This is a genomic window from Thermosinus carboxydivorans Nor1 (assembly GCF_000169155.1).
GTDB lineage: Bacteria > Bacillota > Negativicutes > Sporomusales > Thermosinaceae > Thermosinus > Thermosinus carboxydivorans.
Map to the genome: position 1 here is coordinate 109755 of NZ_AAWL01000001.1, position 25246 is coordinate 135000.

Genomic DNA, 25246 nt, shown 5'->3' on the forward strand with positions numbered 1-25246 from the left:
TAGGCTGAACCTGCTGTTTGCCTATTTTCTACAATATTTTTCCCCGCCGCAGCAGGCGACAGAGATTATGGACAAATCTGGCGTAGGGACCGGCGGCAGCGAGTAGCGCCTGCTTAATGGCCCGCTCGCGGGGCGCTTCGGTCTTTGGGTCGGATAAGTACATGGCGACCAGACCGTAGATGACTGTTTCCGTGAAGGGGTGGGCAGGCAAGGCCGCCGCTCTGGCCAGGGCTTCACGCAGAAAAAGGGTGAGCCGCTGTGTTATTTCGGCGTCACTCTGATAGTAGGCCACAAAGTTGAGGTCGCCGTGGGCCCGGTCTTCCGCTGCGTCGATAAAATAGTCGAGGAGGATATGGAGCCCAGAAATCCAGGGGAAATAAGCGGCGTCAAAACTTTGGGCCTGTGCCGCCGTAAGGCGGGGGTTGGCCGCGGCGGCGCATAGCATAAACATCCCCAGCGTTGAGCCGGTGGCGGCGGCGAACTCCCAGCCAGAGATGCCAGGATAGGCGCCGAGGTGGCAGGCGACCCAGGTGTGGATCTTCGCTTCCCGCACCGCCGGGTCCAGGTGCTTGTAAGTTTGGAGCTCGCTATACAGGCCGGCCAGGCGCAGGACATGGGGCTTTACCAATAGGTAAGCCGGCAGTTTGGCGGTTTCTTGCTGGCAGGTGCGGACCAGGGCAGCCAAGTAGCCACCGTCGTTGCGAAACGGGTAATGGCGGTAGTAGTCATGTAGCGGCGCGCTGGGGTCGAGGGCATCGGTCATGGCTAGGTGGAGCTGACGAAAGGCCGCCTCATCACTAACGCCGGCGCGGTCGCAGAGGTTGTCCAGATAATCGCTGATGGTCTGGAGCGCCACTACCAACCGGATAAAATCAGGGGTGGATACGCCCTCATATAAGCTATAGATGCTGCCTCCCTGGCAGTGAAATTTTTTGTCGCGAATGCTGGCTAGGGCTTGTTCGGCAAGCTGGGGACAAGCCCGGCGGCCGGCATGTTCGCGCCAGCTGGCGAGTTCGCGGCTCACCATGGGAAAAACCTGGCCGACGAATTTAAGGATGAGGCTGAGACTGGCGGCGCGGCTGGCAAGTTGGCGTACCACCGTTATTCCTCCCCCCCGCTGAGGTAATCTACGAATATTTTACCTCTCGAGTTGATTGACTAATCGATGGCTAGAGGAATTTTTTGATAAGTTCGATGTTTTGCCATCAGCGGCTTGGCAAAGCCTTGATAAATATCCTGCTTTGGTATTTTCGCGGGTAGGCCGGCATTACCTTCAACTAAAGAAAATTGAAATAAGTCAATTTTTAAATAAGTCAAGCTTGATCCCACATTTTTTTATTTTCGGCAGGAATATTACACCAATACGTCATATTATCATAGTAATACTTTAATATAATGAAGGAGTGGAGAGTGTGTCGAAAAAGTGGTTTAAACTTACCGCTATACTTACGCTTATGCTGTTTGTTGTCGTATTCGCGGCCGGGTGCAGCTCTGGCCAGCAGCCGCAGCAAGCAGCAGCGCCCAAGACTAAGCAGGTCAAAATCGCTATTTCTACCTGGTCGGGATTTGGCCCCTTATTTATTGCCCGCGACAAGGGTTTTTTCAAGAAATACGGCATTGACATGGATATTCAGATGATCCAGGGGCTTGCTGAGCGCAAGCAAGCGCTGGCTGGCAGAAAAGTTGACGGACTGGCTATCACGTTTGATATTGTTTCCCAGACCGTTGCGGCCGGACTGCCTGTGAAAGTTATCTGGGCCCTTGCCGACTCGGCCGGCGGCGACGGGATCCTGGTGAAGTCCGGCATTAATTCGGTACAGGACCTCAGGGGCAAAGAAGTGGCTTTTGACTACGGCACGGTCTCTCATGTCTTTTTGACTATGGTGCTGGACAAAGCAGGCATGACGGAGAAAGACATAAAAATTGTGCAGATGACCGGTGGTGATGCCGGGGCGGCGTTTGTTTCCGGCAAAATTGACGCCGCTGTCACCTGGGAACCGTGGCTGAGCAAAGCGACCAAGGAAAGCAAAGGCAAAGTGCTGGCTACCTCCAAAGACTTTCCCGGGCTGATTGTTGACACCATCGCCTTCCATGCCGATTTTGCTAAGGAAAACCCGGACGTCCTGCAGGGCGTGGTCAATGCCATGAAGGATGCCATGGACTGGTATGCCGCCAATCCGGATGAAGGCAATAAAATCATGGCCCAGGGCTTGAAGATAAGCGAGCAGGAAATGAAGGAGAACCTGCAGGGTGAATTAAGCTTATCAATTACCAGGATAATGTGAAGATGTTCGGTGATGCCGATAAACCCGGCGTTTTCTACGATAACATGAATAAGATTATCAACTTGTACTACGATAAGAAGATTATTAACACTAAGCCTGATCCCAAGCAGATTATTGATACCAGCTACCTGAAAAAAGCAAAGTAACACGGCAAAACGCCGGGCTACAGCCCGGTGTTTTGCGCTAGTCGTAGAAGCGTGCCGCATGCTGTGGGACAGTTTGCCAATAGCGGAGCGCAAGGTTTTGGCGCTCTTGCTTGACCCTGTCTTTTGCCGGTTGCTATAATATTATATGTTTGAATTTTGCCAGATAGGTCCCAGGGCAAGTTTCTGCCGGAAATTTGCCCTGGGCTTTTCCGCAAATTAAAGGAGGCTAAAGGTATGGCAACCTTTCATCTCGGTTTTGGCAAGGGGACCTTGCCGGTCACGCTGCCCGACGAAAAAATCCTGGCAGTTATCGAAGGAAGGCCGGTGCAGCCGGTTGGCGACGTTCGGGCGGCGGTGCAGGCCGCGCTGCGACGTCCGATTGGCGCACCGCCGCTGGCGGAGGTGATAAAACCGGGTGACAAGGTGGCGATCGTTGCCAGCGATGTAACGCGGGCGTGGCTAAAACAAGACCAGTTTCTCCCCGTCCTGCTGGACGAGCTGAATGGCGCCGGGATTCCTGATGACGATATCTTTCTTGTTGTCGCCCTTGGCGCGCACCGGCGGCACAGTGAGGCCGAGCATGTGGCAACCTATGGCCAGGAAGTGGTTAGCCGGATCCGCATTTTGCAAAGCTATGCTCTGGACGAAGATGACTTTGTCTATGTAGGCGTCACCAGTCGCGGCGTGCGGGCTTGTCTCAATCGCCATGTGGTCGGCGCCGACAAAGTCATCCTGACTGGCGGCATTGTCTATCATTCGATGGCCGGGTTTGGCGGTGGCCGCAAGAGCATTGTGCCAGGCATCGCCAGCTATCAAACTATTCAGGCTAACCATAATTTTTGTCTGCACCCGGAGATCGGCAAAGGGACAAATCCCCACTGTGACAGCGGCAAACTGGCCGGCAACCCTATGCATGAAGATTTAATGGAAATTGCGGCCATGCTTAATCCCGCCTTTTTACTAAATGCGATAATGACGGCTGACGGCCAGTTCGCCGGGTTTGTGGCCGGCCACTGGCGCGCCGCCTGGGAGGAAGGCTGCCGCACGGTCGAAGCCATCTTCGGCGTACCGGTCACGGGAAAGGCTGACCTGGTCATTGCCAGCGCCGGCGGGTATCCCAAGGACATCAACCTGTACCAGGGGACCAAGGCTCAGGACAACGCTATGCTGGCCTGCAAGGACGGCGGGGTGGTCATTTTGGTGCTCGCATGTCCGGATATTGCCGAGCCGCCTGACTTCAGCGGCTGGTTTGATTATCAGTCGCTCTACGACCGGGAGCTGGCTCTGCGCCAAGCCTTTACCGTCCCTGGGTTTGTGGCGTTAAAATGCGGCGAATATGTGCGTCGGACGCCCAATATTGTCGTTACCTTGCCGGAAAACCGGGACTTTATTGCCAAGACCGGCATGATCCCGGCCGCTTCACTTGAGGAAGCACTGGCCATCGCCGAGGCGAAACTGGGGCGTAAAGATTATACGATCACCGTCATGCCCCACGGCGCCAATACCGTGCCGCTAATTAAAACGCAATAATCAATAATTAATAAAGATAAAGCTGCTGCCTGACCGGGCAGCTTTATTGCTGTTGGGCCTACTTGGTACAAGAAATAATTATAACTATATAAGATATTATGATTGCCTATGACTGTTAACACAGTAGGAAATGGGGTGCGGATATGTAGAAAATACCTATCAAAATTTCGTTATTTTTTCATAAGAAATACTAATCCGAATTGTGAAAATGGTCACAAGTTTTGTGATAAACCAATCTATAAGGAGGCGAACGAAATGTGGGCCAAACGATTTACCCGGCGAACCTTTCTCAAAGCGGCGGCGACAACGGCCGCTGTCTTGGGCGCTGGCGGAACCTTTTCCTTCGGTGACTGGTTGAAAACGGCCAGTGCCGCTACGGTAACCAAGGTTCCGTCCATTTGTGAGACCTGCTCGGCCGCTTGCGGCCTGTGGGTGCATGTCAAAAACGGACGGATCTGGAAAGTGAGCGGGCAAAAAGATCATCCCGCCAGCAAAGGGCGGTTGTGCGCCCGCGGCCATGCCGGCATGCTGCTGGCGTACCACAAGGACCGCATCACCCACCCCATGAAACGGATGGGCGAAAACTGGTATGTGCCTATTACCTGGGAGCAGGCGTACACCGAAATTGCCGCCAAGCTCAAACAGGTCTTGGCCGAACATGGGCCGGAAAAATTCTTTATTTCCCATAATCCCCGACCGACCGGTAAATTTTATCTGGACCGGTTTTTGGCGGCTGTCGGGTCATCGACGCTTCAGTCCCATCACTCGATGTGCAGTACCGCCCGCGATGTAGCCTACAAATGGACAACCGGCGGCATGGCCACGGCCGACATCGGTAAGACCAAGTATATCGTCTTTTTGGGCCGCAACTACGCCGAAGGTTTATCCCCGTCAAGCGTAGCCAATCTTGTCGCCGCCCATGAGCGTGGCGCCAAAATCATTATCGTCGACCCCCGGCATAATGCGTCCTGTCTTTTTGGGCAATGGGTTCCCATCCGGCCCGGTACCGACTTGGCGCTGCTATTGGCTATTGCCCATGTGCTCATTAAGGAAGATCTCTATGACAAGGATTTTGTCACTAACTACTGCGTCGGCTTTGACGAATTCAAGCAGGCCATGGCGCCGTATACGCCGGAGTGGGCAGCCGCGATTACCGATATCCCGGCCGCGACCATTTACGAGATTGCCCGCGGCTTGGGCCAAAACCGACCGGCCAGCTGCATCGAACAGGGCTACAAGGCTCCGAACGGCACCAACTACGCTAATGGTACCCAGATGTTCCGCGCGCTGGCCTGTGTTAACGCGCTGCTCGGCAACTACGGCCAAGACGGCGGCATGAAGTTTCCGGTCGGGCCCAAGTTGGGCTCGCTTGATCCTAAGAAATATCCTGCTCCGCCGAAAGCCAAGGTCCCGCGTTGCGACGGCGTCGGCATCAAAGGGGAATTCCCGCTCTGCCAGCCGAGTCAGGGCATAGTTCATCTCATGCCCAAGATGGCGATGGAGGGCCGGGCCAAAGCCGGCTTTTTACACCGGATTAATCCGGTGCGCAACGCGCCCGACCCGGAATTTATGATGAAGGGCTACAAACAGCTTGACCTGATGGTTGTGTGCGATGTTAAGTGGTCAGAAACAGCCATGTGCGCCCACTATGTCTTGCCTGAGTGCAGTCCGGCCGAGCGCGAGGACCTGCCTGACGGTCTGTCCGGCAGTAGACCGGCTGTTACCATGCGCTCGCAGGCGATTGACGTCATCCACCCCGAGACCAAGCATTTGGCCGACATCATTACCGAACTGGCAAGTTATATGGGGCTGGAAAAGTACTTCAACTTTACCCGGGAAGAAGTAGCGGCTGCGATGGTGAAGCCGCTGGGCATTACGCTTGACGATTTGCGGGCCAAGGGCACCATTGGTTTGCCGGGCGGTCAGAAGCCGGGCGTGCCCGAATTTAAGACCGAAACGAAGAAAGTGGAACTCTACTGCAAAGCCTTTGCCGACAACGGTTTCGACCCGCTGCCGAAATGGCAGCCGCCGCTAACCAAGGCCGACAAAAACACGTTTGTTCTCATCCATGGCAAGCAGGCTTTCATGTCCCATACGGCAACTGCTAGCGACCCCTACCTCTTGGCGATTGCCCGCAAATATGATCTTGAGCGCATTTGGATTAACGCCGACCGGGCGAAAAAACTCGGCATCAAAGACGGCGATCTGGTCGAAGTGTCTTCGCCGCTGGCGACCCGTAGAGTCCGGGCCAAGGTGACGGAGCGCATTCATCCGGATGCGGCGTACCTGCCGGCCGGCTACGGGCGGTTTGCGCCATTTCTTAAAATCGGACGGGGCTTTGGCGTCAATCCCAACGACTTTGTACCCTTCCGCACCGAACCTATCTCCGGGCATGCCATGATGATGGAAGTGGCGGTCCATATTCGAAAGGCGGGTGAATAAGCATGCCGCGTTACGCGATGATTATTGACGTAAAAAAATGTATTGGCTGTTTTGCTTGTCAGGTGGCCTGCCAAACCCAAAACGAACTGCCGCCGGAAAACGCCTTGATCCGCTTTGAGGATAAAGAAGAGGGCAAATATCCGAACGTCAAGTATACCGTCCTGCCGGTTCAGTGCCAGCACTGCCAGGACGCGCCGTGCGTGCCGGCCTGTCCCACGACTGCTTCGTATAAACATGAGACCGGGGTCACGCTTGTCGACAAGAATAAATGCATGGGCTGCCGGCGCTGCATTGCCGCCTGCCCGTACAACGTCCGCACATATATCGCGGATGAGGGTGTTGTCCAGGGGTGCACCCTGTGCCTGCTGACCGAAGTGGCCAAGGGGCACGAACCGGTCTGTGTACAAACTTGTCTGACGAAAGCGCGCTATTTTGGGGATTTGGACAACCCACAGGGCGAATTCGCCAAACTGCTGCCGAAAGCACGGCCCCTGCGTCCTGACTTCGGCAGCAGACCAACACTGCTTTACATATTTTAAACACTCGGGAGGGATAAAGGATGCGTAACTTAACCCGCCGTGACTTTTTGCGCCTTTGCGGGGCAACCGGCGCCGCGCTGGGGCTGTCCAATGTCCTGCATGCCGAAATCGTCGAGGCGTTCAGCGGCCCGGCCGCCGGCCACCCACCCGTAGTGTGGCTGCAGGGCGGTTCGTGCAGCGGCTGTTCGGTATCGCTCTTAAACAGCGTTGCGCCTGATATCGGCAAGGTACTAACCGATATTATCAGTTTGAAATTCCACCAGACCCTTATGGCCGCTGCCGGCGAGCCGGCTATGGCCGTATTGGATGAAGTCCGTGCACGGTATGCCGGTCAATACTATCTGGTGGTGGAGGGGGCGGTACCGGTAGCCGCCGGTCGCCATACCGCGACCTTGGGCGAACATAATGGTCAGCCGGTGCCTTTTGCTGACCGGGTCCGGCAAATGGCCGCTAAGGCCAAGGCCGTCATGGCCGTTGGCACTTGTGCCGCCTACGGGGGCATTCCCGCTGCCGGCGTAAATCCGACGGCCAGCAAGGCGGTCAGCGCCGTTGTTCGCGGTACGCCGCTCGTCAATGTGCCCGGTTGTCCGATCCATCCGGACTGGGTGCTGGGAACGCTTCTCCATCTTATCCGGTACGGTATGCCCGAACTGGATAAATTGCAGCGGCCGCTCATGTTCTTTGGCAAGAGCATCCACGATATTTGCGAGCGTCGGCCGGACTTTGATCAAGGCCGGTTTGCGAAAAAGCTGTCTGAGCCGGGATGTCTGTATAAGCTGGGGTGCAAAGGGCCAATGGCCTTTGGCGACTGCGCCGAACGGAAATTTAATAACGGGGCTAACTGGTGCGTTGGGGCCAACTCGCCTTGTCTGTCCTGCACCGGGCCGGAATTTCCTGATGCGTCGGCGCCCTTCTTTGTGAAAATTAAAGAGTACGGGCCGGCCGGCACGCCGTCGCCGCAGCCGCCCCACACGAAAATCTTCGGGGGTGAACAATAATGCGTCGCATATCCATTGATCCCGTTACGCGCTTGGAAGGACACCTCAAGATCGAAGTCACCGTTGACGGCCGCCAAGTAACGGATGCGCACGCCGTCGGGACGCTGTACCGCGGTTTTGAGCCGATTTTGGCCGGCCGCGACCCCCGGGATGCCGTATTTTTAACGCAGCGCATCTGCGGCGTCTGCCCGGTCAGCCATGCCACGGCGGCCGCGCTGGCGCTTGACGATGTCACCGGCGTCGCCGTACCCCACAACGGCCGCCTGCTCCGTAATCTCATCCTGGGTGGCAACTACCTCCAGTCGCACATTATCCACTTCTATCAGCTGTCGCTACCCGATTATGTCCAGGGACCGGATATCGCCCCCTTTGCTCCGCGCTACAGCGGCGACTACCGCCTGAACAAGGAAACGAGCGACCGGCTGCTTGGCCACTATTTTAAGGCCCTTGAAATCCGCCGCAAATGCCATGAGATGGTGGCCCAGTTCAGCGGCAAAATGCCCCACCAGGCATCGATCATTGCCGGCGGTGTCACCCAGAATGCGACCAAAGAGCGCATAGCCGCTTATCGCAAGCTGCTGGCCGAAGTTGCCGCTTTTATCAACAACGAATACCAGGAAGACGTGGGCGTTATCGCCTCCGCGTATAACGATTACTTCAAATTGGGTCGCGGTCCCGCCAACTTCCTTGTTTACGGCGCCTTCCCGCTGGATGACGCCGGCCGGGACTTCTTATTTACTCCCGGAGCCTATATTAATGGCAAACTTGTCACGCTGGACAAAGAAAAAATTACCGAAGACGTTACCCATGCCTGGTATACTAGTGCTGGCGATGGCAAACCGGCCGAGGCGGTCACCCAGGACCAGTGCAACAAAGCGGGCGCCTATAGTTGGGTTAAGGCGCCGCGCTACGACGGCATGGTCTGCGAAGTGGGGCCGCTCGCTCGCATGTGGATAAGCGGCCGCTATACCAACGGTGTATCGGTGATGGACCGGATCGTCGCCCGCATGCTGGAAGCCAAACTTGTCGCCCAAACGCTGCCAGTGTGGCTGGATGAATTGGAAATCGGCGGACCGTGCGAGGCCGCCGTGGAAATACCGTACATGGGCGTCGGCGTCGGTCTTACCGAGGCGCCGCGGGGCGCACTCGGCCACTGGGTGGTTATTAACAACTACCGCATTGAGCGTTACCAGGCCGTGGTGCCGACCACCTGGAACGCCTCGCCCCGCGACAAGGCGGGACAACCGGGGCCGCTCGAGACAGCACTGATCGGGCTACCCGTGCTCGATGCCGACAACCCGCTCGACGTTGTTCGGACCGTTCATTCCTTCGACCCCTGTTTAGCCTGTGCCGTACATGTTATAAAACCGTCAAGCCGGATGGACCAATTCAGAGTCAAGTAAACAAAACGAAGTAGCCCGGGGGGTTTCCGGGCTGCGTTTCATCGTGCGGTGCATAGCCCGCATTTTGGCGGGGGAAAATATAAAATATATAGCAGCAAGCAGGATTTTTGCGCTCCAACCCGTATATTATGTAAAAATTCTATTTTCTAAAGGCGAGGAGTTGCAAATGAGCGAAATATACCGCGTAGCCATTCATCATGACAATGATAACGGATATATTGAATACGACCCGGGCACGAAGACCATAAAGGTAGTTTTAGCTGACGATGGCAAGCGGCGGCAGGTAGAGGCTTTCCTGTCGAGAAAGCATGTTATCCGGATGGCGCAGAAGACGCTGCGGGACTTTAAGGATGCGGTAGCCGTTCCCACGGAAAGTGTAGAACAATTGAAATTGGCTCTGACCCGGCTGTGGGAGCATACCGGCGTGTATGTGGATTGGAGCCGGCCGTTGGTATAGGACAGATCGGTATGAGCCTGACCAGCTTTGGTCAGGCTTTTTTATTTGACGGTTGCACGCAGGAGTTATCCACAGAATTATTCACAAAGAGCCAACAAATGTGGATAAAAAGGGAACGGGACGGGGCAACAAAGGTGTAACAGTCAACCGATGAACCCAAACAGTCTGTGACAGGCTGTGGATAAAAACGGGGGACGGACCTGTGGACAATTACCAAAAACCAGCATTTATGCGGGTTTGCTCTTGTGGATATTGTGGATAAAAAATTCTATCCGAAAAAATTTGACACCGTCAACGTATTATGCTATAATCCTTTTTGTCGGCAAGACAAAAAGCCGGTCTAATGGATGTCTGCCCGTAGCTCAGCTGGATAGAGCGTTTGACTACGAATCAAAAGGTCAGAGGTTCGAATCCTCTCGGGCAGGCCATTTTTGCGAATTAATAGCACAGGCTTTTACCAGGCCTGTGCTTTTTGTTATAACGGGATAGCGGAAAGTGGACCAACACATTGCCGCAGCTCGGCGCGGCAAGAAAAACGGCAGGAGGCATAGCGTGGCATATAAAAAGAAGCTTATTGAAGTGGCGCTCCCGCTAGAAGTCATTAACGACGCCGCGTCACGCGAAAAGTCTATCCGTCAGGGCCATCCGTCGACGCTCCATTTATGGTGGTCGCGCAAGCCGCTTGCGGTGTGCCGGGCGGTACTGTTTGCCTCGCTGGTAGACGACCCTTCCAGCCATCCGGAGCAGTTTCCTGACGAAAAAGCTCAGGAGCAGGAGCGGCAGCGACTGTTTGCTATTCTCGGCGACCTGGTAAAGTGGGAAAATAGCGGTAATGAGCAAGTTTTAGAAATGGCCCGCGCGGAAATATTAAAATCAACAGGCGGCGAACCGCCGCCGGTATACGATCCTTTTTGCGGCGGCGGCTCTATCCCGCTGGAAGCGCAGCGGCTAGGGCTCTATGCGCGGGGCAGCGATTTAAATCCGGTAGCGGTGCTGATTACCAAGACCTTAATCGAATTACCGGCTAAATTCGCAGGCCGCCCGCCGGTCAACCCGGTAGCCCGGGAAAAATCTGGCCCAAACAACGGTTGGCAAAAAGCAGCAGGCTTGGCTGCCGACATCCGCTACTACGGCCGGTGGCTGCGGGATGAAGCGGAAAAACGGTTAGGTCGCCTGTATCCTAAAGTAAAGCTGCCGGCCGCGGGCGGCGAAGGGACGATAATTGCCTGGTTGTGGGTGCGGACAGTTAAATGCCCTAACCCGGCTTGCGGGTGTGACATGCCGCTCGCCAGCAAATTTTTGCTTTCAGCCAAAAAAGGCCAAGAAGTTTGGGTTGAACCGCAAGTTGACCGGGCCAAAGCGCAAGTTAGTTTTGTTGTGCGGACAGGGCCGGGCCAACCGCCCGCCGGAACGGTCAACCGGCGAGGTGCTATATGCATTTGTTGCGGAACGCCGGTACCCCTGGATTATATAAGGAAACTAGGCCGGCAAGGCCGCATTGGCGGCGCCGTCATTGCTCAGGTGATAGCAGGCAAAGAAGGCAAGATATATGTTTCGCCCAGTGAGAATAACGAGTCCATTCCCCCGTCCGATTTCTTAACCGACTTAGCAGCAGCGCGAATTTCAGGTTATTTTAATCCGCCCAATTATGGCTACGATTCTATCGGCTCGCTGTATAACCCGCGCCAGCGCTATGCACTGGCGACCTTTGCCGGGCTGGTGAAGGAAGCCAAAGCGCAGTGTTTACGGGATGGCGGCGATGAGGATTACGCCACAGCGGTAGCGACTTATCTTGCCCTGGCGGTAGGGCGTCTGGCCAACCGGCTCAGTTCGTTTGCGATCTGGAATATCCACCGGGAAACCATCGAACAGACCTTTTCCGAACAAGGGGTGGCCATGGCTTGGGACTATGCTGAAGCCAACCCGTTCAGCGGCTCAACAGGGAGCTGGGAAGGGTCGTTGGAATGGATTCCCAAATGTCTGGAGCTGTTGCCGGGAGGAGGATATGGCACGGCTGAACAAAGGGATGCAACCGCGGCCTGGGACGATGCGGGCAAGTGGCTGATTTCCACCGACCCGCCATACTACAGTAGTATTACTTACGCCGATTTCGCCGACTTTTTCTACGGCGTTTTACGCCAGGCGCTGAAAGAGGATTATCCGGAGCTGTTTGCCACGGTAGCCACGCCCAAAGCAGCGGAGATAGTGGCGGCATGGCACCGGTTTGACGGTGACAGGGTGCGGGCCAGTCAACATTTCCGCAACCAGCTGGCAAGAGCGGTAAAAAATATCTATGCCGCCATGCACGACGATTATCCGGCGACGATTTATTATGCCTTCAAAGAACAGGAAGTGACGGAAAAGGGCGAGGGGTATTATACCGCCTGGGAAAGCATCTTGGGGGTGCTGATCGAAACCGGGCTGCAGATTGTTTGTACCTGGCCGCTGCGGACGGAACGGGTTACGGGCCGCAAAACGACCAAAAATGCGTTGGCTTCATCCATCGTATTAGTATGCCGAAAAAGAGCGCCTAACGCTCCGGTGGCAACGCGGCGAGAGTTCATAGCGGCTGTCAAACGCGGACTGCCGGCCGCGCTGAAGGGTTTGGAGCAAAGCAACATTCCGCCAGTAGACCTGGCGCAGGCGGCAATAGGACCTGGCATGGCCATCTTTTCTCAATACAGCAAGGTGTATGAAGCCACTGGCAAGCCGATGGCGGTGCGGACGGCACTGGCGATTGTCAATCAGGAATTTGACGCCTATCTAGCGGCCCAGGAAGGCATGCTGGACGAAGACACCCGTTTTTGCGTTGCCTGGTTTGAGCAGTTCGGCCTGCGCGAAGCACCGTTTGGCGCGGCCGATGTCTTGGCTCGCGCCAAGAACACGTCGGTCGAAAGGCTGGTGGGTGACGGCGTGTTGGCAACGGCGAAAGGTAAGGTCAGGTTGCTGAAGTGGGAAGAACTGGCTGATGATTGGCAGCCCGGGCATGAACGCCGGATCACTGCCTGGCGCGTTGTCCAGCAGCTTCTTAAAGCGCTACTGGGTTCCGGGGGCGAAGACGCCGCCGCCCGGCTGGCTCACTGCCTGGACGGCGCCAGCGTGGCACAGGCCAGGGCGCTGGCTTACCGCCTCTACGCGATTTGTGAGCGAAAAGGATGGGCTGAAGAGGGACTAGCCTACAATTCGCTAGTCGTATCCTGGCCGGCGATCGAGCAGAAGATGGCGCAGTTTGCCATGGAACCTTCTGCCCAGGGTGAATTGGTCTTTATTAACGAAAGTTAATTGGCGTAGGTTAAAATAATATGGATGTTTTTGGTATTGGCCAATGCTTTGACGGCGTTCTGATAGGCGCTGCTGGAAAGGCAGGCAGGGTTGGCGACCCGGATGGTCACCGCGTCGTAGCTGTCGCGGATGATTGTCCAGCCGTTGCCGCGAATGATCTTTTTTCTATGGTCATTGACCGTGCTGTTTTTCTTACTGCCGGCAAAATTCGCTTTGGTCTTCATTTTGCTCACTCTCCTGACAGTTTGGTTTATTAAGGAAGGCGCTTTACGCCCGCTGTCGCGGGAGTAAAGCGCCTTTGCTTTCTCTTGATTATTTACACATATCTTAACATATCAGCCGAAATAATAGCAATTATTTCATTAATAGTATGCTGTATACATACAGTAGTTTAATAGAAACAAACTATTTGTTATATTTGTAACATAATTAATTTTCAGTTTTTACCGCAAGATTTTTTGTTGTCTTTTGTAGTTTATTGTAGACATATAAATACAATAATAAAAGGTATCATGCTTGGCCGCATGGTTCTGTTCAATAAATAATTAGTGGGACAAAATAAAAAAGGGGGGGACCTTATGGAAACCAAAGTTGTAAATGGCCTTCTAATTCTAAAACTAAATATGATTCAAACAGTAGCCCTAGCAATCATTGTTTACTACCTTGGCGCGGCCATCCGGCGGCGTATTCCCCTGCTGATACGGTTCAGTATTCCTGCTCCTGTAGTGGGCGGCCTGCTCTTTGCCGGTCTGGCCACTTTCCTGCGGACCCAGGGCATACTGGGATTTGAGCTTGACAGCACCATGCAATCGGCTCTCATGATCATGTTCTTTACTACTATTGGTATGGGTGCCAGCGTCATGCTGCTCAAACGCGGCGGGCTGCCGCTGATAATCTTTTTTGTTTTAGCTGTTGTGCTTGCCGTACTCCAGAATGTTATCGGCATCGTCCTGGCGAAAGCCACAGGCATCCATCCGCTGTTTGGCATAATTGGCGGTGCGGTAACCCTGATGGGTGGTCTGGGCACCGGCGGCGCTTTTGGTCCGCTGTTTGAAAGCTGGGGGGTTACCGGCGCTACTACAGCGGCCATTGCCTGTGCTACGTTCGGTATGGTGGCCGGCAGCCTCATGGGTGGTCCGTTTGGTGAAACCTTGATTAAGAAGTACAACATTGCTACTCCTGCGCAGCAAGGCATCCGCGTTGACGCCGCCGCAACGGCTGTTCAGGAAACTGAGAATACCGTTGATGGCGCTACGCTGATGAAAGCTCTTGGCTTCATTCTCGCGGCAATGGGGATTGGCTCGATCGTAAGTTTCTATCTCAACAAGGCCGGCATTACGTTGCCTGCGTATATCGGCGCCATGATCGTGGCGGCGGTCATCCGCAATATTGGCGATGTCACCAAAAGCTATGAGATTAACGAAGGTGCTGTGGAAATCATTTCCGACATTTCGCTTGCCGTGTATCTCACGATGGCCATTAACGGTTTGAAACTATGGGAGCTTATCAACCTTGCCCTCCCGCTGACCATTATCTTGATTGGCCAGTGCATCCTGATGCTGCTATTCTGCTGGCTGTTGGTATACTTCATTATGGGCCGTGACTACGAGGCAGTGCAGCTGTCGGTCGGCATGATCGGCTTTGGCATGGGTGCTACGCCTAATGCCCTGGTCAACATGGCCGCCCTTAGCGAAAAATACGGTCCGGCGCCCAAGGCTTTCCTCATAGTACCGCTCATTGGCGCGTTCCTCATAGACTTTGCCAATGCATTGATTATAACCGGTATGGGCAATATGTTCCGCTAAAAACGGAACATAAATATAAAGACAGAGTCAAGCTGCTTCGCGCCTTGACTCTGTCTTTTTGTCAGTCGGGGTCAGTAACCGTAATCGACTCGATACCATATATCGTTTATTTTTTCCCATTCCTGAACATGGGTAGATTTATTTACTCCGATAACAGGGTGTTCCAAGATAAGTTCCAGATGTGCTCTGCCTTTGTTGCCGGCCAACTCGACTTCGACAATGTGCACTTCCATGCGGTAGGTGTGTTGCGCATCGCGGAGGTTGCGGAATTCAATCAGGCTGGGCTTGGGAACGTCTTTGAAATAGCTGAGGTGGTACATCGCTTCATAATTGCGGTCGAGAAAAGCGTTGCGATATGCTTCTACCCGGGAATAGAGGGCCTGGTAATCAAGTTCCTGCAGGGTCGCCTTGACCTGGATATTATTGATTAGCTGGGCTTTTAAATACAGGTCCAGTTTATTCTGGACAGTAGCCGGCAAACAAAACGGATAAGCCGATTACTACCACCGGCAGCCACCAGATGAACCGCTGAATAACGGGCAGGCTGGTCAAAATGCATTCCTCCCGGTCGATAAAATATGGGCTGGGTATTTTGTCTATCCTTTTAACGGTCTCGGTTCACCCCGGGCGTCGCCGGGTTGGTGACTCTATTGCTATATTATTCCATCGATTGCCAATAATTCCTGCCGGAATGTTTACAAGGCTTACAGTCGTCCTGCTAACAAAAAGCCAGTCTTGTCCGTTTGACAAGGACAATGGCACACGGAATAATTAGATTTTTCAGAGATTAACATGTATAATTTTAAAACTTTTTCTGTTGTTTTTTGTAGGCTTGATAGTATCATTAAGCAATGAACAGAAACATTGCGGCCAAGTAAGAAAAATATTTTTTCTCAATCAAATCTTCTCAAGAGGTGTTATAGAGTGGAGCAAAAACAACATCTTAATCCTTTGGAAGTGGCGCAGCAGCAGCTGGAAACTGCCGCCAACCACTTAAAGCTTGACCCGCGTATCCATGCTATTCTCAGAGAGCCGAAGCGCTTTTTCGAAGTATCCATACCGGTGCGTATGGACGACGGTAGTGTCCGCGTTTTTAAAGGCTACCGTTCGCAGCACTGCGATGCCATCGGGCCGACCAAAGGCGGTATCCGTTTCCATCCCGACGTTACTCCCGACGAAGTGAAAGCATTGTCTATTTGGATGACTTTCAAATGCGGCGTCATCGGCCTGCCTTACGGCGGTGGCAAAGGCGGCGTTGTTTGCAATCCGCAGGAATTGTCGCAGGATGAATTAGAGCGGCTTAGCCGCGGCTATATCCGGGCTATTGCCCAATTTGTGGGCGCAGATAAGGACATTCCGGCTCCTGACGTAAATACCAATCCCCAGATTATGGCCTGGATGGTTGACGAATACAATGAAATAAAAGGGCACAGCGAGCCTGGGATGATTACCGGCAAACCCATCATCATCGGCGGCTCCCTCGGGCGTGGCGCCGCTACCGGCCGGGGCGTTTCAATCGCTACCCGTGAAGCAGCCAAGAAGATGGGGCTTGACCTGAAAGGGGCGAAAGTTGCTGTTCAAGGTTACGGCAACGTAGGTAGCCACGCCGCCAAGTTTTTGCATGAAATGGGATGCAAAATCGTTGCGGTAAGCGATGTCAAAGGGGGTATTTACGCCGAAAATGGCCTGGACCTTGCTGCCGTCGACGCGCAGCTTAAGCAAACCGGCAGCGTTGTCGGTACTCCCGGCACTGTCGCCGTTACTAACAAAGAGCTGCTGGAACTTCCGTGCGATATTCTTGTGCCGGCTGCGCTGGAAAACCAAATTACCGCGGAAAATGCTGCAAATCTTAAGTGTAAAATCGTGGTTGAAGGTGCCAATGGCCCGACCACGCCGGAAGCGGACAAAATCCTTGCTGACCGCGGTGTGCTTGTGGTGCCCGACATTTTTGCCAATGCCGGCGGTGTGACCGTATCTTATTTTGAATGGGTGCAAAACCTTTCCAACTTCTACTGGACCGAGGAAGAAGTCAACGAGCGCCTGGAGCGGATGATGGTAAAAGCATTCAATGAAATTTGGGATATGTACCAAAAGCATCCTGTTGATATGAGAACAGCCAGCTACATGGTATCCATCAACCGCATTGCCGAGGCGATCAGAGCCAAAGGCTGGGTACCCATGGTAGGTTAATACTAATCTCGATAAACCCTGGATACAGTTAACTGGATACAGTTAAATCGTATCCAGGGTTTTTATTATGAAAATTGAAACTTAAACTGTTTAGACATTACAGCCGTGAAGACATTCGTTTTTAGGCATAGAAAGGCCTGCAATCTTGCCAGTAGCGTCATACTGGATAACACTTTTAGGTGGTTAGTCTTGACACCAGGTTTACGTTAATGCTATAATCTTTAAGCAGTGTGGCTGACAGTGTTTTGCAGGAAGCTACAAAAATTCAGTTAATTTTTACAAAACCTAAATTTATGCGCCCGTAGCTCAGGTGGATAGAGCAGCGGTTTCCTAAACCGCGTGTCGGACGTTCGAGTCGTCTCGGGCGCACCATGATTGACGCGCGTGGTGACGGGACGATGGACGATTACGACTACATGGGAATAGCCCTGGAAGAAGCGCGGAAAGCCTATGCTATTGGCGAAGTGCCAATTGGCGCCGTGCTGGTTATGGACGGGGCGGTAGTCGCGAAGGCCCACAATCGCCGCGAGACATGGCATGATGCTACGGCTCACGCCGAGATTATCGTCATCCAGCAAGCATGTAAGCTTCTTGGGCGGTGGCGGTTGACCGGAGCTGCGCTTTATGTTACTATAGAACCGTGCCCGATGTGTGCCGGGGCCTTGGTTAACAGCCGGATCGATCGGTTGGTTTATGGCAGTGCCGATTATAAGGCTGGAGCGGTTGAGTCATTGTTTAACATTGTCCAGCACCCGGCACTAAATCACCGCTTGGAGGTAACGGCGGGCGTAAGGGCCGATGAATGCGCTGAAATAATGCGGGATTTTTTCCGCCAGCGCCGCAAATAAAACATGGAGAGGTGTCCGAGTTGGTCGAAGGAGCCTGACTCGAAATCAGGTAGGCTCGTAAGGGTCTCGTGGGTTCGAATCCCACCCTCTCCGCCAGGGAAAAAAGCAAGCCTTCCAGGGGTTAGTCCTGGAAGGCTTTTTCGCTTAAACGATTTAACATGCGTCCGACGGCTAGCGTTCCTGATCTGTCTGTTTGTGAAGTTTTTTCGTTAGGGCGATATAGTCTTCGCCCCAAACCTGCAAAGCATCCAATACTTTGGATAGACTAAGACCAAGAGGGGTTAGGCGGTATTCGACACGGGGCGGTATTTCCGGATACGATACGCGTTCGACAAGTCCGTCATTTTCCAGTTCACGCAGTTTTTCGGTGAGGACTTTTTCGCTGATGCCGGGAAGTTTGCGGTGGAGTTCGAGAAAACGATAGGATTGATCATTGAGGTGGCAAATAATTACGGCTTTCCATTTGCCTTTGATGAGGCTGACGGCATAGTCAAGACTGCAGATGTAGTTTTTGTTGTTGATTGTAAGCATACATGTATTCCTTTCTTGGGCAACCGGTTTTATCGTTGGTTCGCTTACCTTGCGGTGAGTATAGTTACATAAAAGTGCGTACTTGTGCAGATGTTTTTACCAATATATATCTTATTATATGCCAGAGAAAGAAAATCCTGTGTTCAGGATTTTCCAAAGCGCATTTGGGGAGGATGAGTATGAAAGTTGTTGCTTTTAACGGTAGCCCCCGTGCCAACGGCAATACGGCCTATGCGCTGAATGTTGTCGGCGAGGAGTTGAAAAAGGAAGGAATAGAATTTGAGGTAATTCAAGTCGGCAACAAAATGATAAGAGGCTGCATTGCCTGCATGGGGTGCGTCAAAAACCAAAATGAACGCTGTGCTATCGCTAATGATGAAGTAAATGACTGGATCCAAAAGATGAAAGAGGCGGATGGAATATTGCTGGGGTCGCCAGTATATTATGCGGGCATTCCGGGAACGATGAAGTCTTTCCTGGACCGGGCTTTTTTCGTCACGTCTGTCAACCAGTCGATGCTGCGGCATAAAGTTGGCGCGACAGTTGCCGTGGTCCGCCGGTCGGGTGGTGTTGCAACGTTCGATGCGCTTAATCGCTATATTATGTACTCGGAGATGATAATGCCGACATCGAATTACTGGAATGTAACCCATGGCCACGGTGCTGGCGAAGCAGTGAAAGACGAGGAAGGGAACCAGATTTTGCGTATTTTGGGCAAAAACATGGCCTGGTTGTTAAAAGTCTTGGCAGCCGGCAAACCGCATGTAAAACCTGTGCCGCCAGAAGCGAAAATACTTACCAATTTTATCCGCTGAATAAAATTCATCGCTCCTGAACCATGAGCAATAAAGCCTTCCCGGGTATAACCCTTGGAAGGCTTTATTTTTCAGTTAAACTATTTTTTCACCGTGATAACGTTCGCCGCCGGCGTCAGGCAGAAGCCCATACCGCTCCGTCCAGAGCGTCTTATATTTGACTGCTTGGGCATGAATACTATTCCATTCGTCGGGCACTTGTTTAATGACTTTGCCCGGCACCCCGACGACAAGTGAGTGTGGCGGGATTACTTGTCCTTCCCGGACTAAGGCGCCGGCAGCGATGATGCTGCCTTTACCGATTACCGCTTTATTCAGCACGATGGCGCCCATGCCGATCAAGCAATGATCTTCGATTGTTGCGCCGTGAATGATACAGCCGTGGCCGACTGTTACATAGTCGCCAATAATTGTCGGGCAGTCATCGGCGACATGGACGACGCTATTATCCTGGATGTTGGTATAACGCCCGATTTCAATGTAGTTGACGTCGCCGCGGACTACGGTATTAAACCATACGCTGCTATATTCTTTCATAGTAACCTTGCCGATAACTTTGGCGCCGTCGGCTACGAAAGTTTCGCGAGCCCTGACTGGCTCTACACCTTCAAATTTCATAGCTGGTTCCCCCCCTGGTTTATAAAAATATATGGTCATTACTTGACCAAATTGCCGGCGTTTGACAGGGTGCGAATGGTTTCGGCCATTAGTTCTTCGATAACTTGTTTAACGGGTTTTATGTCTTTTAGCCTATTAAGGCTTTGCCCTACCTGAACTAATCCATTTTCGACGTCGCCGTCGACCGCTGCCAACCGGTTTGTGCCGGTCGCCAAGGCATCAAGCTCATCTTGGGGAGCGCCGCTCCGTTCAAGTTCTAAATATTTATCGGTAAATTTGCTTTTCAAACCCCTTACGCCGTGGCCGCGCGAATAGCCGGTTACTACCGAGTCGGTGTCTTCGGCCTCAATAATCCGCTGCTTGGCTTTCGGGTGAAGCATACATTCTTCGGTTAAGAGAAAGCGAGACCCCATTTGCACGCCGGAAGCGCCCATTAATAACGCTGCAGCGATACCTCTCCCGTCGACAATGCCGCCAGCAGCTATGACCGGGACGGATATTTCGGGGATAACGTTAGTTAGTAAAGCCATAGTGGTCAATGTCCCGATATGTCCGCCGGCCTCCATGCCTTCGATGACAATAGCGTCGGCGCCGGCCGCTTCAACCCGCTTGGCCAGTTTCACGTTGGGAACAACCGGTATAACCTTTATTCCGGCTTGATGAAATTTAGCAAAGTATGGTATAGGATTACCCGCTCCTAGCGTGACAAAGGCCACCTTTTCTTCGCAGATCATGTCGACGATTTCGTCTTTGTTCGGCGCCATCAGCATTACATTGACGCCGAATGGCTTGTTAGTTAACGTTTTGGCCTTGCGAATTTCAGCACGCACCCAATCGGTAGCCCGACCGCCGCTGGCAATAATGCCTGCGCCGCCGGCATTAGACACGGCAGTTGCAAGGTTGGCTTCCGAGACCCAAGCCATTCCGCCCTGAATGATTGGGTAAGTTATACCAAGCAATTTCGTCAGTCTTGTTTCCAAAAGAATCAGCTCCTCGGTTATTTACTCTGTAACTTATAAGTATAAATAACTCTTTGATTATAGTCTACCCCAAAATGCTGTTACATGAATACATGCGCTGTATGTTTAATAAACCCAGATACCTACTACTGCCTGAATATGAGGAACAGAAAATATTGACAAGTCGTGCTTGAGGGCGTATACTTAATTACGCGGTTTGGCGCAAAGGGATTGTATTTGGTAAAAAGTAACGCTTTGTGCACCTTGTCAAAAGGCTTAAATTCATATATAATAAATTAATGTCAGACCCGGAGAGGTGTCCGAGTGGTCGAAGGAGCGCGACTGGAAATCGCGTGCACTGCCAAAACGGTGCCGAGGGTTCGAATCCCTCTCTCTCCGCCATATATCAATAACCACAGCCGTGCTGCACCAGTACGCGGCTTTTCGTTTTTAAGGTCGGACTACGGTAAGCCCTCATTGGGTCTTACGCAATAGGAACTCATGAACCCCGCCAGGTCCGGAAGGAAGCAACGGTAAGTGACAATTCCTATGTGCCGTAAGGTAGCCTGATGCGGATACTGCCGTAGCCCGACGTTGAAAACGGATCGCCTGTTGCAGCGCGGCTTTTATGTTTTAGGGCCTAAACAGGAAATAATAATGGCAATGTGGAATAAAGCTGTAAGGGGGGTGATGAATGATGGCCTACCTGGCCTTGTACCGCCAGTGGCGACCGCAGGATTTTGACAGTCTTGTGGGCCAGGACCATGTCCGTACTACGCTCAAGAATGCCATTATCGCCGGAAAAATCGCCCACGCCTATCTGTTCGCCGGGCCCCGGGGTACAGGCAAGACCAGCACGGCCAAGATTTTGGCCAAGGCGCTCAACTGCCTCCATGGTCCGACGCCTAATCCTTGCAACCATTGTCCCCATTGCGAACGCATTAACAGCGGCGCTTCCATGGACGTGTTTGAAATTGACGCCGCCTCCAATCGCGGGATTGATGAAATCCGCGACTTGCGGGAGACGGTCAAGTTTGCCCCTGTTGACGGCCGCTACAAAGTATATATCATCGACGAAGTACATATGTTGACTCCCGAGGCGTTCAACGCCCTCCTGAAAACATTGGAGGAGCCGCCGGCTCATGTCGTGTTTATCCTCGCTACGACTGAGCCGCATAAAATTCCCGCTACCATTCATTCGCGCTGTCAGCGCTATGACTTTCGGCGCATTGGCGTAAAGGAGATTGAAGGACGACTGGCCGAGGTCGCGGCGAAAAATAACTTGAATATTACGCCTGATGCGTTGAAATTGATTGCCGTCCATGCTGACGGCGGCATGCGGGATGCGTTAAGCATTCTTGACCAGTGCACCGCTCTGGACGACACTGCGGTGACAGTGACGCATGTTCGTCAACTGTTAGGTCTCATTGGTCACGAAGGGATTTGGCGTATCACCGCTGCGCTGGCCAATCGCGATAGCACGGCCGTATTGCTGGCGCTGGATGAACTGGTCGCCCTCGGCAAGGATGTGCGACAACTGCTGTTAGAACTCGCGCAACACCTCCGCAGTCTGATGCTGTTTAAGGCGGCGCCTGATGTGGAAACAATTGATATGTACTCGACCGACCGGGAAGTATTGACTGAGCAGAGCGCGAAATTTCTCATGCGGAACTGGTGCGAATGCTCCAGGCGCTGCAGGAGGCGGCCAATGAAGCGCGCTGGGCGACGGAGCCGCGCATCACGGCTGAGATGACTTTGCTTTCCCTCTGCCACCGCGCCGCCGACAGCGACTGGGCCGCCTTAGCCGAGCGCGTGGCTGCGCTGGAGGCCCGCTTAATGGCGGGGTCAGCCGCAGCCGACCAGGTCCGGCTTAATCCTTTACCCGTAGCGGACGCTGCCGCAGCACCGGCGAACCGGCAGCCGACTCCGTCAGTAAAGGCGGCAGGTCCAATGGCAACGTCCAAAGCGGTGGCAATGGCTCCCCCAACTCCAGTCGAATCGATTGATTCTCCGGGAGGTTCGCCGGCCCGTTCTGCGCCCGGCGACCTGCGGGAAGTGTGGGCGGCTGTATTAAAAGAATTGGTGGCCAGCGGCAAGCGTTCCGTTCATGCCTGTGTGGCCCAGGGTCAACTGGTGGCGCTGAATGAGCAGCAGGCGACGCTACAGTTTACCGCTAATTTCCCCAAAGAACGCACGGAAAAAGAAGACTACCGCACGATCGTCGAGAATGTGCTGGCGCAAGTAGTAGGTCGGCCACTGCGCCTCCACTGCATACTTGGGACCGCGGCGCCGCCACGCACCCGTGAGCCGGCTGTACCGGCTCAGGAAGCTAGCGAGGAGGACCATCCGGTATTGCGCCAGGCAATTAAGATGTTTGGCGGAAAAGTCATAAAACAAGAGAATCGCAAGGAGGAGTAACAATGTTTGGTAATATGGGCAATATGGCCGGGATGATGAAGAAGGTCCAAAAACTGCAGGCTGAAATGGCCAAATTGCAGGAAGAGCTCAAACAACGCACCCTGGAGGCAACGGCCGGCGGCGGGGCTGTTACCGTAGTAATTACCGGCGAAAAGCAAATTAAGTCCATCAAAATTGCGCCATCGGCGGTTGACCCTGATGACATTGAGATGCTAGAAGATCTTGTTGTCGCCGCTGTCAATGAAGCTATCAAAAAAGTGGACGATATGATGGCGCAGGAAATGAGCAAACTAACAGGCGGACTCAATCTGCCGCCGGGGCTGCTATAGCTCATGCAAGTTTCCTATATCGCGCCGCTCGCCAAGCTGGTCGAACAGTTTCGCCGCCTGCCCGGGGATCGGCCCCAAATCTGCTGCCCGGTTGGCCTACCACGTTCTGGAGATGGACAAAGATGAAGCGCAGGCGCTGGCGCAAGCCATTCTGGATGCCAAAGAGAAGGTTGGCTATTGTTCGGTCTGTTTTAATCTTACCGACTGTGACCCCTGTCAGGTCTGCCAGGCCGAGGGGCGCGACCGGACCGTGATCTGTGTTGTGGAAGACCCGCGCGATGTTGAGGCTATGGAGCGAACCCGCGAGTACCGCGGTCTTTACCATGTCCTGCACGGCGCCCTGTCGCCCCTGGACGGCGTTGGTCCGGACCAGTTGCGCTTGGCCGAACTTTTACAGCGGCTCCGCCAGGGTGATGTTCGCGAAGTAATTATGGCCACCAACCCTAATGTGGAGGGTGAGGCGACCGCCATGTATATTGCCCGCTTGCTTAAGCCCTTGGGCGTCAAAGTGACTCGTATCGCTCATGGCCTGCCGGTTGGCGGCGACTTAGAATACGCTGACGAAGTAACGCTGGCCAAAGCGTTGGAAAACCGCCGCGAACTTTAGTGCTTTTGTTTAGAAGTCTCACCTTTTGGCAATAATAGGTACCAAGAGGAGGGACAGGGCTTGCAAAACCTATGGCAAAACCTTATCGAGGGCGCTCAAGAACGCAGCCGGGCGATTGCCGCTGCCCTGCTGACGACCGAAAAACCGGAGCCCAAACCGCTGCCGCCCTTGTCGGAGGTGGTGGAACAGGCGCGGCAGGAATGGTTGAGCGCTCAGAATTATTACAATAATGTATCTGACAGCGATTTGGTTGATCATGCCGTATACCTATTGCAGGCGGCGGAGAAAAAGTACATGTATTTGCTTAAGCTGGCCCGCAAGGAAGGAATTACGCACTCGCCCTATTCGTAAATCACTGCCGGCGCCGCATTTTGCGGGGCTGGCAGTATTTTTTTGGTATATAGCCGCTCTTGTCCCTATATATTGTAAATAAGGGCATGACACACCGGGTAGCCTCATTTACAATATAAATAGAATGGGAAAGGAGAATGGATATGCCAAACTGGTTAAGTTTCAGTAGCGATTTTAACGTTATCCTGGCATACATATTCGGGATTATCCTGATTATTTTGGTGGCGCGGGTGCTATTAATGCCGATTAGGCTGATCTTTCGGTTGGTATACAACGGGCTGATCGGTGGGATTATGCTATGGATACTGAATTTTATCGGCGGTCATATCGGCTTTACGATCGCTATCAACCCCATCACCGCCTTAATCGCCGGTTTTTTGGGATTGCCGGGAGTGATTTTGCTGATTTTATTTAAAATATTTATTGCCGGGTAGCTAATATCTTTTTCGCTATTATTTGGCCTGTTCTGTTATAATGAGGATGGGTGGCGTAGTGTACTTGCTAGTCGGCCTGCTGTGGCGCGGGCAATACTTAAAGTTTTTTAGGACAAGGAGTCAGATGAAATGGAACCGATTATTGAAGCTTATGTTGGGGAATATGCCAGCGGTAAAAGCGAAAACGCCGTCAACCGCGCTATCCATCTTTGCCGTCAGGGATTGCCAGTGACGCTGGTAGACTTGGACACCGTAGAGC

26 protein-coding genes, 4 tRNA genes, 1 other RNA gene and 1 pseudogene (1 of these 32 running past the window's edge) are annotated in these 25246 nt (G+C 53.1%); 25 read left to right on the forward strand and 7 right to left on the reverse strand.

Features of this window, described 5'->3' with window-relative positions; all coding sequences use genetic code 11:
• Nucleotides 1–28: 28 nt before the first annotated feature.
• Together TCARDRAFT_RS00450 and TCARDRAFT_RS15395 are read right to left on the reverse strand one after the other, a co-directional pair.
• Entirely contained in the window at nt 29–1099 is a 1071-nt protein-coding gene (locus TCARDRAFT_RS00450) for a tetraprenyl-beta-curcumene synthase family protein (RefSeq protein WP_007288042.1), read from the reverse strand.
• A gap of 59 nt (nt 1100–1158) precedes the next feature.
• Nucleotides 1159–1317: a hypothetical protein gene (locus TCARDRAFT_RS15395; protein ID WP_156784608.1), complete on the reverse strand. Its 159-nt coding sequence runs from the start codon at nt 1315–1317 to the stop codon at nt 1159–1161.
• A gap of 95 nt (nt 1318–1412) precedes the next feature.
• Here TCARDRAFT_RS15395 and TCARDRAFT_RS00455 point away from each other — a divergent pair, with 95 nt between their 5' ends.
• The 10 genes from TCARDRAFT_RS00455 to TCARDRAFT_RS00495 all read left to right on the forward strand — a co-directional run bounded on the left by TCARDRAFT_RS00455 (nt 1413) and on the right by TCARDRAFT_RS00495 (nt 13082).
• Nucleotides 1413–2285 (forward strand): ABC transporter substrate-binding protein, encoded by an 873-nt coding sequence (locus tag TCARDRAFT_RS00455; protein WP_007288043.1) that lies wholly within the window; start codon nt 1413–1415, stop codon nt 2283–2285.
• Nucleotides 2286–2287: 2 nt separating this feature from the next.
• Nucleotides 2288–2431, forward strand: coding sequence for a hypothetical protein (locus tag TCARDRAFT_RS15655; RefSeq protein ID WP_198003869.1), 144 nt, complete (start codon nt 2288–2290; stop codon nt 2429–2431).
• 234 nt (nt 2432–2665) lie between these two features.
• Complete coding sequence (larAH10, locus tag TCARDRAFT_RS00460) at nt 2666–3961, forward strand: NPN-dependent 2-hydroxyacid racemase, LarAH10 family (RefSeq protein WP_007288044.1); 1296 nt, start codon at nt 2666–2668, stop codon at nt 3959–3961.
• A gap of 255 nt (nt 3962–4216) precedes the next feature.
• The gene (locus TCARDRAFT_RS00465) at nt 4217–6403 is read left to right on the forward strand and encodes a molybdopterin-containing oxidoreductase family protein (protein ID WP_007288045.1); all 2187 of its coding nucleotides are present in this window, start codon (nt 4217–4219) and stop codon (nt 6401–6403) included.
• Between the two features lie 2 nt (nt 6404–6405).
• Nucleotides 6406–6942 (forward strand): 4Fe-4S dicluster domain-containing protein, encoded by a 537-nt coding sequence (locus TCARDRAFT_RS00470; RefSeq protein ID WP_007288046.1) that lies wholly within the window; start codon nt 6406–6408, stop codon nt 6940–6942.
• 20 nt (nt 6943–6962) lie between these two features.
• Complete coding sequence (locus TCARDRAFT_RS00475) at nt 6963–7940, forward strand: hydrogenase small subunit (protein ID WP_007288047.1); 978 nt, start codon at nt 6963–6965, stop codon at nt 7938–7940.
• The gene (locus TCARDRAFT_RS00480) at nt 7940–9343 is read left to right on the forward strand and encodes a nickel-dependent hydrogenase large subunit (protein ID WP_007288048.1); all 1404 of its coding nucleotides are present in this window, start codon (nt 7940–7942) and stop codon (nt 9341–9343) included. Before TCARDRAFT_RS00475 ends, TCARDRAFT_RS00480 begins: the two co-directional genes overlap by 1 nt.
• A gap of 166 nt (nt 9344–9509) precedes the next feature.
• Nucleotides 9510–9800: a hypothetical protein gene (locus tag TCARDRAFT_RS00485; RefSeq protein WP_007288049.1), complete on the forward strand. Its 291-nt coding sequence runs from the start codon at nt 9510–9512 to the stop codon at nt 9798–9800.
• Between the two features lie 351 nt (nt 9801–10151).
• A tRNA-Arg gene (locus tag TCARDRAFT_RS00490) sits at nt 10152–10228 on the forward strand.
• Between the two features lie 124 nt (nt 10229–10352).
• Nucleotides 10353–13082: a DUF1156 domain-containing protein gene (locus tag TCARDRAFT_RS00495; protein ID WP_007288050.1), complete on the forward strand. Its 2730-nt coding sequence runs from the start codon at nt 10353–10355 to the stop codon at nt 13080–13082.
• Here the strand turns inward: TCARDRAFT_RS00495 and TCARDRAFT_RS00500 are convergent.
• Nucleotides 13079–13306 (reverse strand): hypothetical protein, encoded by a 228-nt coding sequence (locus tag TCARDRAFT_RS00500; protein WP_040682874.1) that lies wholly within the window; start codon nt 13304–13306, stop codon nt 13079–13081. The two genes, TCARDRAFT_RS00495 and TCARDRAFT_RS00500, sit on opposite strands and share 4 nt — an antisense overlap.
• A 354-nt stretch (nt 13307–13660) precedes the next feature.
• Between TCARDRAFT_RS00500 and gltS the strand changes: the two genes are divergently transcribed.
• Nucleotides 13661–14887, forward strand: coding sequence for a sodium/glutamate symporter (gltS, locus tag TCARDRAFT_RS00505; RefSeq protein ID WP_007288051.1), 1227 nt, complete (start codon nt 13661–13663; stop codon nt 14885–14887).
• Nucleotides 14888–14958: 71 nt separating this feature from the next.
• Here gltS and TCARDRAFT_RS00510 read toward each other — a convergent pair whose 3' ends face one another.
• On the reverse strand, nt 14959–15366 hold the full coding sequence (locus tag TCARDRAFT_RS00510) for a hypothetical protein (protein ID WP_007288052.1): 408 nt from the start codon (nt 15364–15366) through the stop codon (nt 14959–14961).
• A gap of 445 nt (nt 15367–15811) precedes the next feature.
• Here TCARDRAFT_RS00510 and TCARDRAFT_RS00515 point away from each other — a divergent pair, with 445 nt between their 5' ends.
• The 4 genes from TCARDRAFT_RS00515 (at nt 15812) to TCARDRAFT_RS00530 (ending at nt 18021) form a co-directional block, all read left to right on the forward strand.
• Nucleotides 15812–17077: a Glu/Leu/Phe/Val family dehydrogenase gene (locus tag TCARDRAFT_RS00515; protein ID WP_007288053.1), complete on the forward strand. Its 1266-nt coding sequence runs from the start codon at nt 15812–15814 to the stop codon at nt 17075–17077.
• A 295-nt stretch (nt 17078–17372) separates the two neighbouring features.
• Nucleotides 17373–17449: transfer RNA gene (locus tag TCARDRAFT_RS00520), tRNA-Arg, on the forward strand.
• A complete protein-coding gene (gene tadA, locus TCARDRAFT_RS00525; RefSeq protein WP_269635002.1) occupies nt 17449–17925 on the forward strand; it encodes a tRNA adenosine(34) deaminase TadA in 477 nt (158 codons plus the stop codon). The genes TCARDRAFT_RS00520 and tadA overlap by 1 nt, the downstream gene beginning before the upstream one ends.
• Before the next feature lie 5 nt (nt 17926–17930).
• Nucleotides 17931–18021, forward strand: a tRNA-Ser gene (locus TCARDRAFT_RS00530).
• A gap of 75 nt (nt 18022–18096) precedes the next feature.
• Here the strand turns inward: TCARDRAFT_RS00530 and TCARDRAFT_RS00535 are convergent.
• Nucleotides 18097–18456 carry a winged helix-turn-helix transcriptional regulator gene (locus tag TCARDRAFT_RS00535; RefSeq protein WP_007288055.1) on the reverse strand — a complete coding sequence of 120 codons (360 nt, stop codon included), beginning with the start codon at nt 18454–18456 and terminating at the stop codon, nt 18097–18099.
• A gap of 179 nt (nt 18457–18635) precedes the next feature.
• Between TCARDRAFT_RS00535 and TCARDRAFT_RS00540 the strand changes: the two genes are divergently transcribed.
• A complete protein-coding gene (locus tag TCARDRAFT_RS00540) occupies nt 18636–19271 on the forward strand; it encodes a flavodoxin family protein (protein WP_007288056.1) in 636 nt (211 codons plus the stop codon).
• A gap of 75 nt (nt 19272–19346) precedes the next feature.
• Here TCARDRAFT_RS00540 and TCARDRAFT_RS00545 read toward each other — a convergent pair whose 3' ends face one another.
• Together TCARDRAFT_RS00545 and TCARDRAFT_RS00550 are read right to left on the reverse strand one after the other, a co-directional pair.
• Complete coding sequence (locus TCARDRAFT_RS00545; protein WP_007288057.1) at nt 19347–19889, reverse strand: gamma carbonic anhydrase family protein; 543 nt, start codon at nt 19887–19889, stop codon at nt 19347–19349.
• A 38-nt stretch (nt 19890–19927) separates the two neighbouring features.
• A complete protein-coding gene (locus TCARDRAFT_RS00550) occupies nt 19928–20869 on the reverse strand; it encodes a nitronate monooxygenase (protein ID WP_007288058.1) in 942 nt (313 codons plus the stop codon).
• A gap of 289 nt (nt 20870–21158) precedes the next feature.
• Between TCARDRAFT_RS00550 and TCARDRAFT_RS00555 the strand changes: the two genes are divergently transcribed.
• The 9 genes and pseudogenes from TCARDRAFT_RS00555 to TCARDRAFT_RS00585 form a co-directional block, all read left to right on the forward strand.
• Nucleotides 21159–21250: transfer RNA gene (locus tag TCARDRAFT_RS00555), tRNA-Ser, on the forward strand.
• A gap of 17 nt (nt 21251–21267) precedes the next feature.
• Nucleotides 21268–21471, forward strand: an RNA gene (gene ffs / locus TCARDRAFT_RS14770) — signal recognition particle sRNA large type.
• 71 nt (nt 21472–21542) lie between these two features.
• Entirely contained in the window at nt 21543–22601 is a 1059-nt protein-coding gene (gene dnaX / locus TCARDRAFT_RS16465; RefSeq protein ID WP_232199061.1) for a DNA polymerase III subunit gamma/tau, read from the forward strand.
• Nucleotides 22529–23266: a hypothetical protein gene (locus TCARDRAFT_RS16470; protein ID WP_007288060.1), complete on the forward strand. Its 738-nt coding sequence runs from the start codon at nt 22529–22531 to the stop codon at nt 23264–23266. Before dnaX ends, TCARDRAFT_RS16470 begins: the two co-directional genes overlap by 73 nt.
• A gap of 2 nt (nt 23267–23268) precedes the next feature.
• Nucleotides 23269–23595 (forward strand): YbaB/EbfC family nucleoid-associated protein, encoded by a 327-nt coding sequence (locus TCARDRAFT_RS00565; RefSeq protein ID WP_007288061.1) that lies wholly within the window; start codon nt 23269–23271, stop codon nt 23593–23595.
• A 3-nt stretch (nt 23596–23598) separates the two neighbouring features.
• Nucleotides 23599–24202, forward strand: a pseudogene (gene recR, locus TCARDRAFT_RS00570) (recombination mediator RecR).
• Between the two features lie 60 nt (nt 24203–24262).
• A complete protein-coding gene (locus tag TCARDRAFT_RS00575; RefSeq protein WP_007288063.1) occupies nt 24263–24553 on the forward strand; it encodes a YaaL family protein in 291 nt (96 codons plus the stop codon).
• 143 nt (nt 24554–24696) lie between these two features.
• Nucleotides 24697–24987: a pro-sigmaK processing inhibitor BofA family protein gene (locus TCARDRAFT_RS00580; RefSeq protein WP_007288064.1), complete on the forward strand. Its 291-nt coding sequence runs from the start codon at nt 24697–24699 to the stop codon at nt 24985–24987.
• 129 nt (nt 24988–25116) lie between these two features.
• Nucleotides 25117–25246 carry the 5' end (the start) of a hypothetical protein gene (locus TCARDRAFT_RS00585; protein ID WP_007288065.1) on the forward strand. The gene runs 533 nt beyond the window's last position, so 130 of the gene's 663 nt are visible here — the first part of the coding sequence; it begins with the start codon at nt 25117–25119; its stop codon lies off the right edge, out of view.

Excerpts from the sequence above, each read along its gene's own strand:
- TCARDRAFT_RS15655 (WP_198003869.1), top strand. The coding sequence starts at position 2,288 with ATGTTCGGTGATGCCGATAAACCCGGCGTTTTCTACGATAACATGAAT.
- larAH10 (WP_007288044.1), top strand. The coding sequence starts at position 2,666 with ATGGCAACCTTTCATCTCGGTTTTGGCAAGGGGACCTTGCCGGTCACG.
- TCARDRAFT_RS00465 (WP_007288045.1), top strand. The coding sequence starts at position 4,217 with ATGTGGGCCAAACGATTTACCCGGCGAACCTTTCTCAAAGCGGCGGCG.
- TCARDRAFT_RS00470 (WP_007288046.1), top strand. The coding sequence starts at position 6,406 with ATGCCGCGTTACGCGATGATTATTGACGTAAAAAAATGTATTGGCTGT.
- TCARDRAFT_RS00475 (WP_007288047.1), top strand. The coding sequence starts at position 6,963 with ATGCGTAACTTAACCCGCCGTGACTTTTTGCGCCTTTGCGGGGCAACC.
- TCARDRAFT_RS00480 (WP_007288048.1), top strand. The coding sequence starts at position 7,940 with ATGCGTCGCATATCCATTGATCCCGTTACGCGCTTGGAAGGACACCTC.
- TCARDRAFT_RS00485 (WP_007288049.1), top strand. The coding sequence starts at position 9,510 with ATGAGCGAAATATACCGCGTAGCCATTCATCATGACAATGATAACGGA.
- TCARDRAFT_RS00500 (WP_040682874.1), bottom strand. The coding sequence starts at position 13,306 with ATGAAGACCAAAGCGAATTTTGCCGGCAGTAAGAAAAACAGCACGGTC.
- gltS (WP_007288051.1), top strand. The coding sequence starts at position 13,661 with ATGGAAACCAAAGTTGTAAATGGCCTTCTAATTCTAAAACTAAATATG.
- tadA (WP_269635002.1), top strand. The coding sequence starts at position 17,449 with ATGATTGACGCGCGTGGTGACGGGACGATGGACGATTACGACTACATG.
- TCARDRAFT_RS00535 (WP_007288055.1), bottom strand. The coding sequence starts at position 18,456 with ATGCTTACAATCAACAACAAAAACTACATCTGCAGTCTTGACTATGCC.
- TCARDRAFT_RS00540 (WP_007288056.1), top strand. The coding sequence starts at position 18,636 with ATGAAAGTTGTTGCTTTTAACGGTAGCCCCCGTGCCAACGGCAATACG.
- TCARDRAFT_RS00545 (WP_007288057.1), bottom strand. The coding sequence starts at position 19,889 with ATGAAATTTGAAGGTGTAGAGCCAGTCAGGGCTCGCGAAACTTTCGTA.
- dnaX (WP_232199061.1), top strand. The coding sequence starts at position 21,543 with ATGATGGCCTACCTGGCCTTGTACCGCCAGTGGCGACCGCAGGATTTT.
- TCARDRAFT_RS16470 (WP_007288060.1), top strand. The coding sequence starts at position 22,529 with ATGCTCCAGGCGCTGCAGGAGGCGGCCAATGAAGCGCGCTGGGCGACG.
- TCARDRAFT_RS00565 (WP_007288061.1), top strand. The coding sequence starts at position 23,269 with ATGTTTGGTAATATGGGCAATATGGCCGGGATGATGAAGAAGGTCCAA.
- TCARDRAFT_RS00580 (WP_007288064.1), top strand. The coding sequence starts at position 24,697 with ATGCCAAACTGGTTAAGTTTCAGTAGCGATTTTAACGTTATCCTGGCA.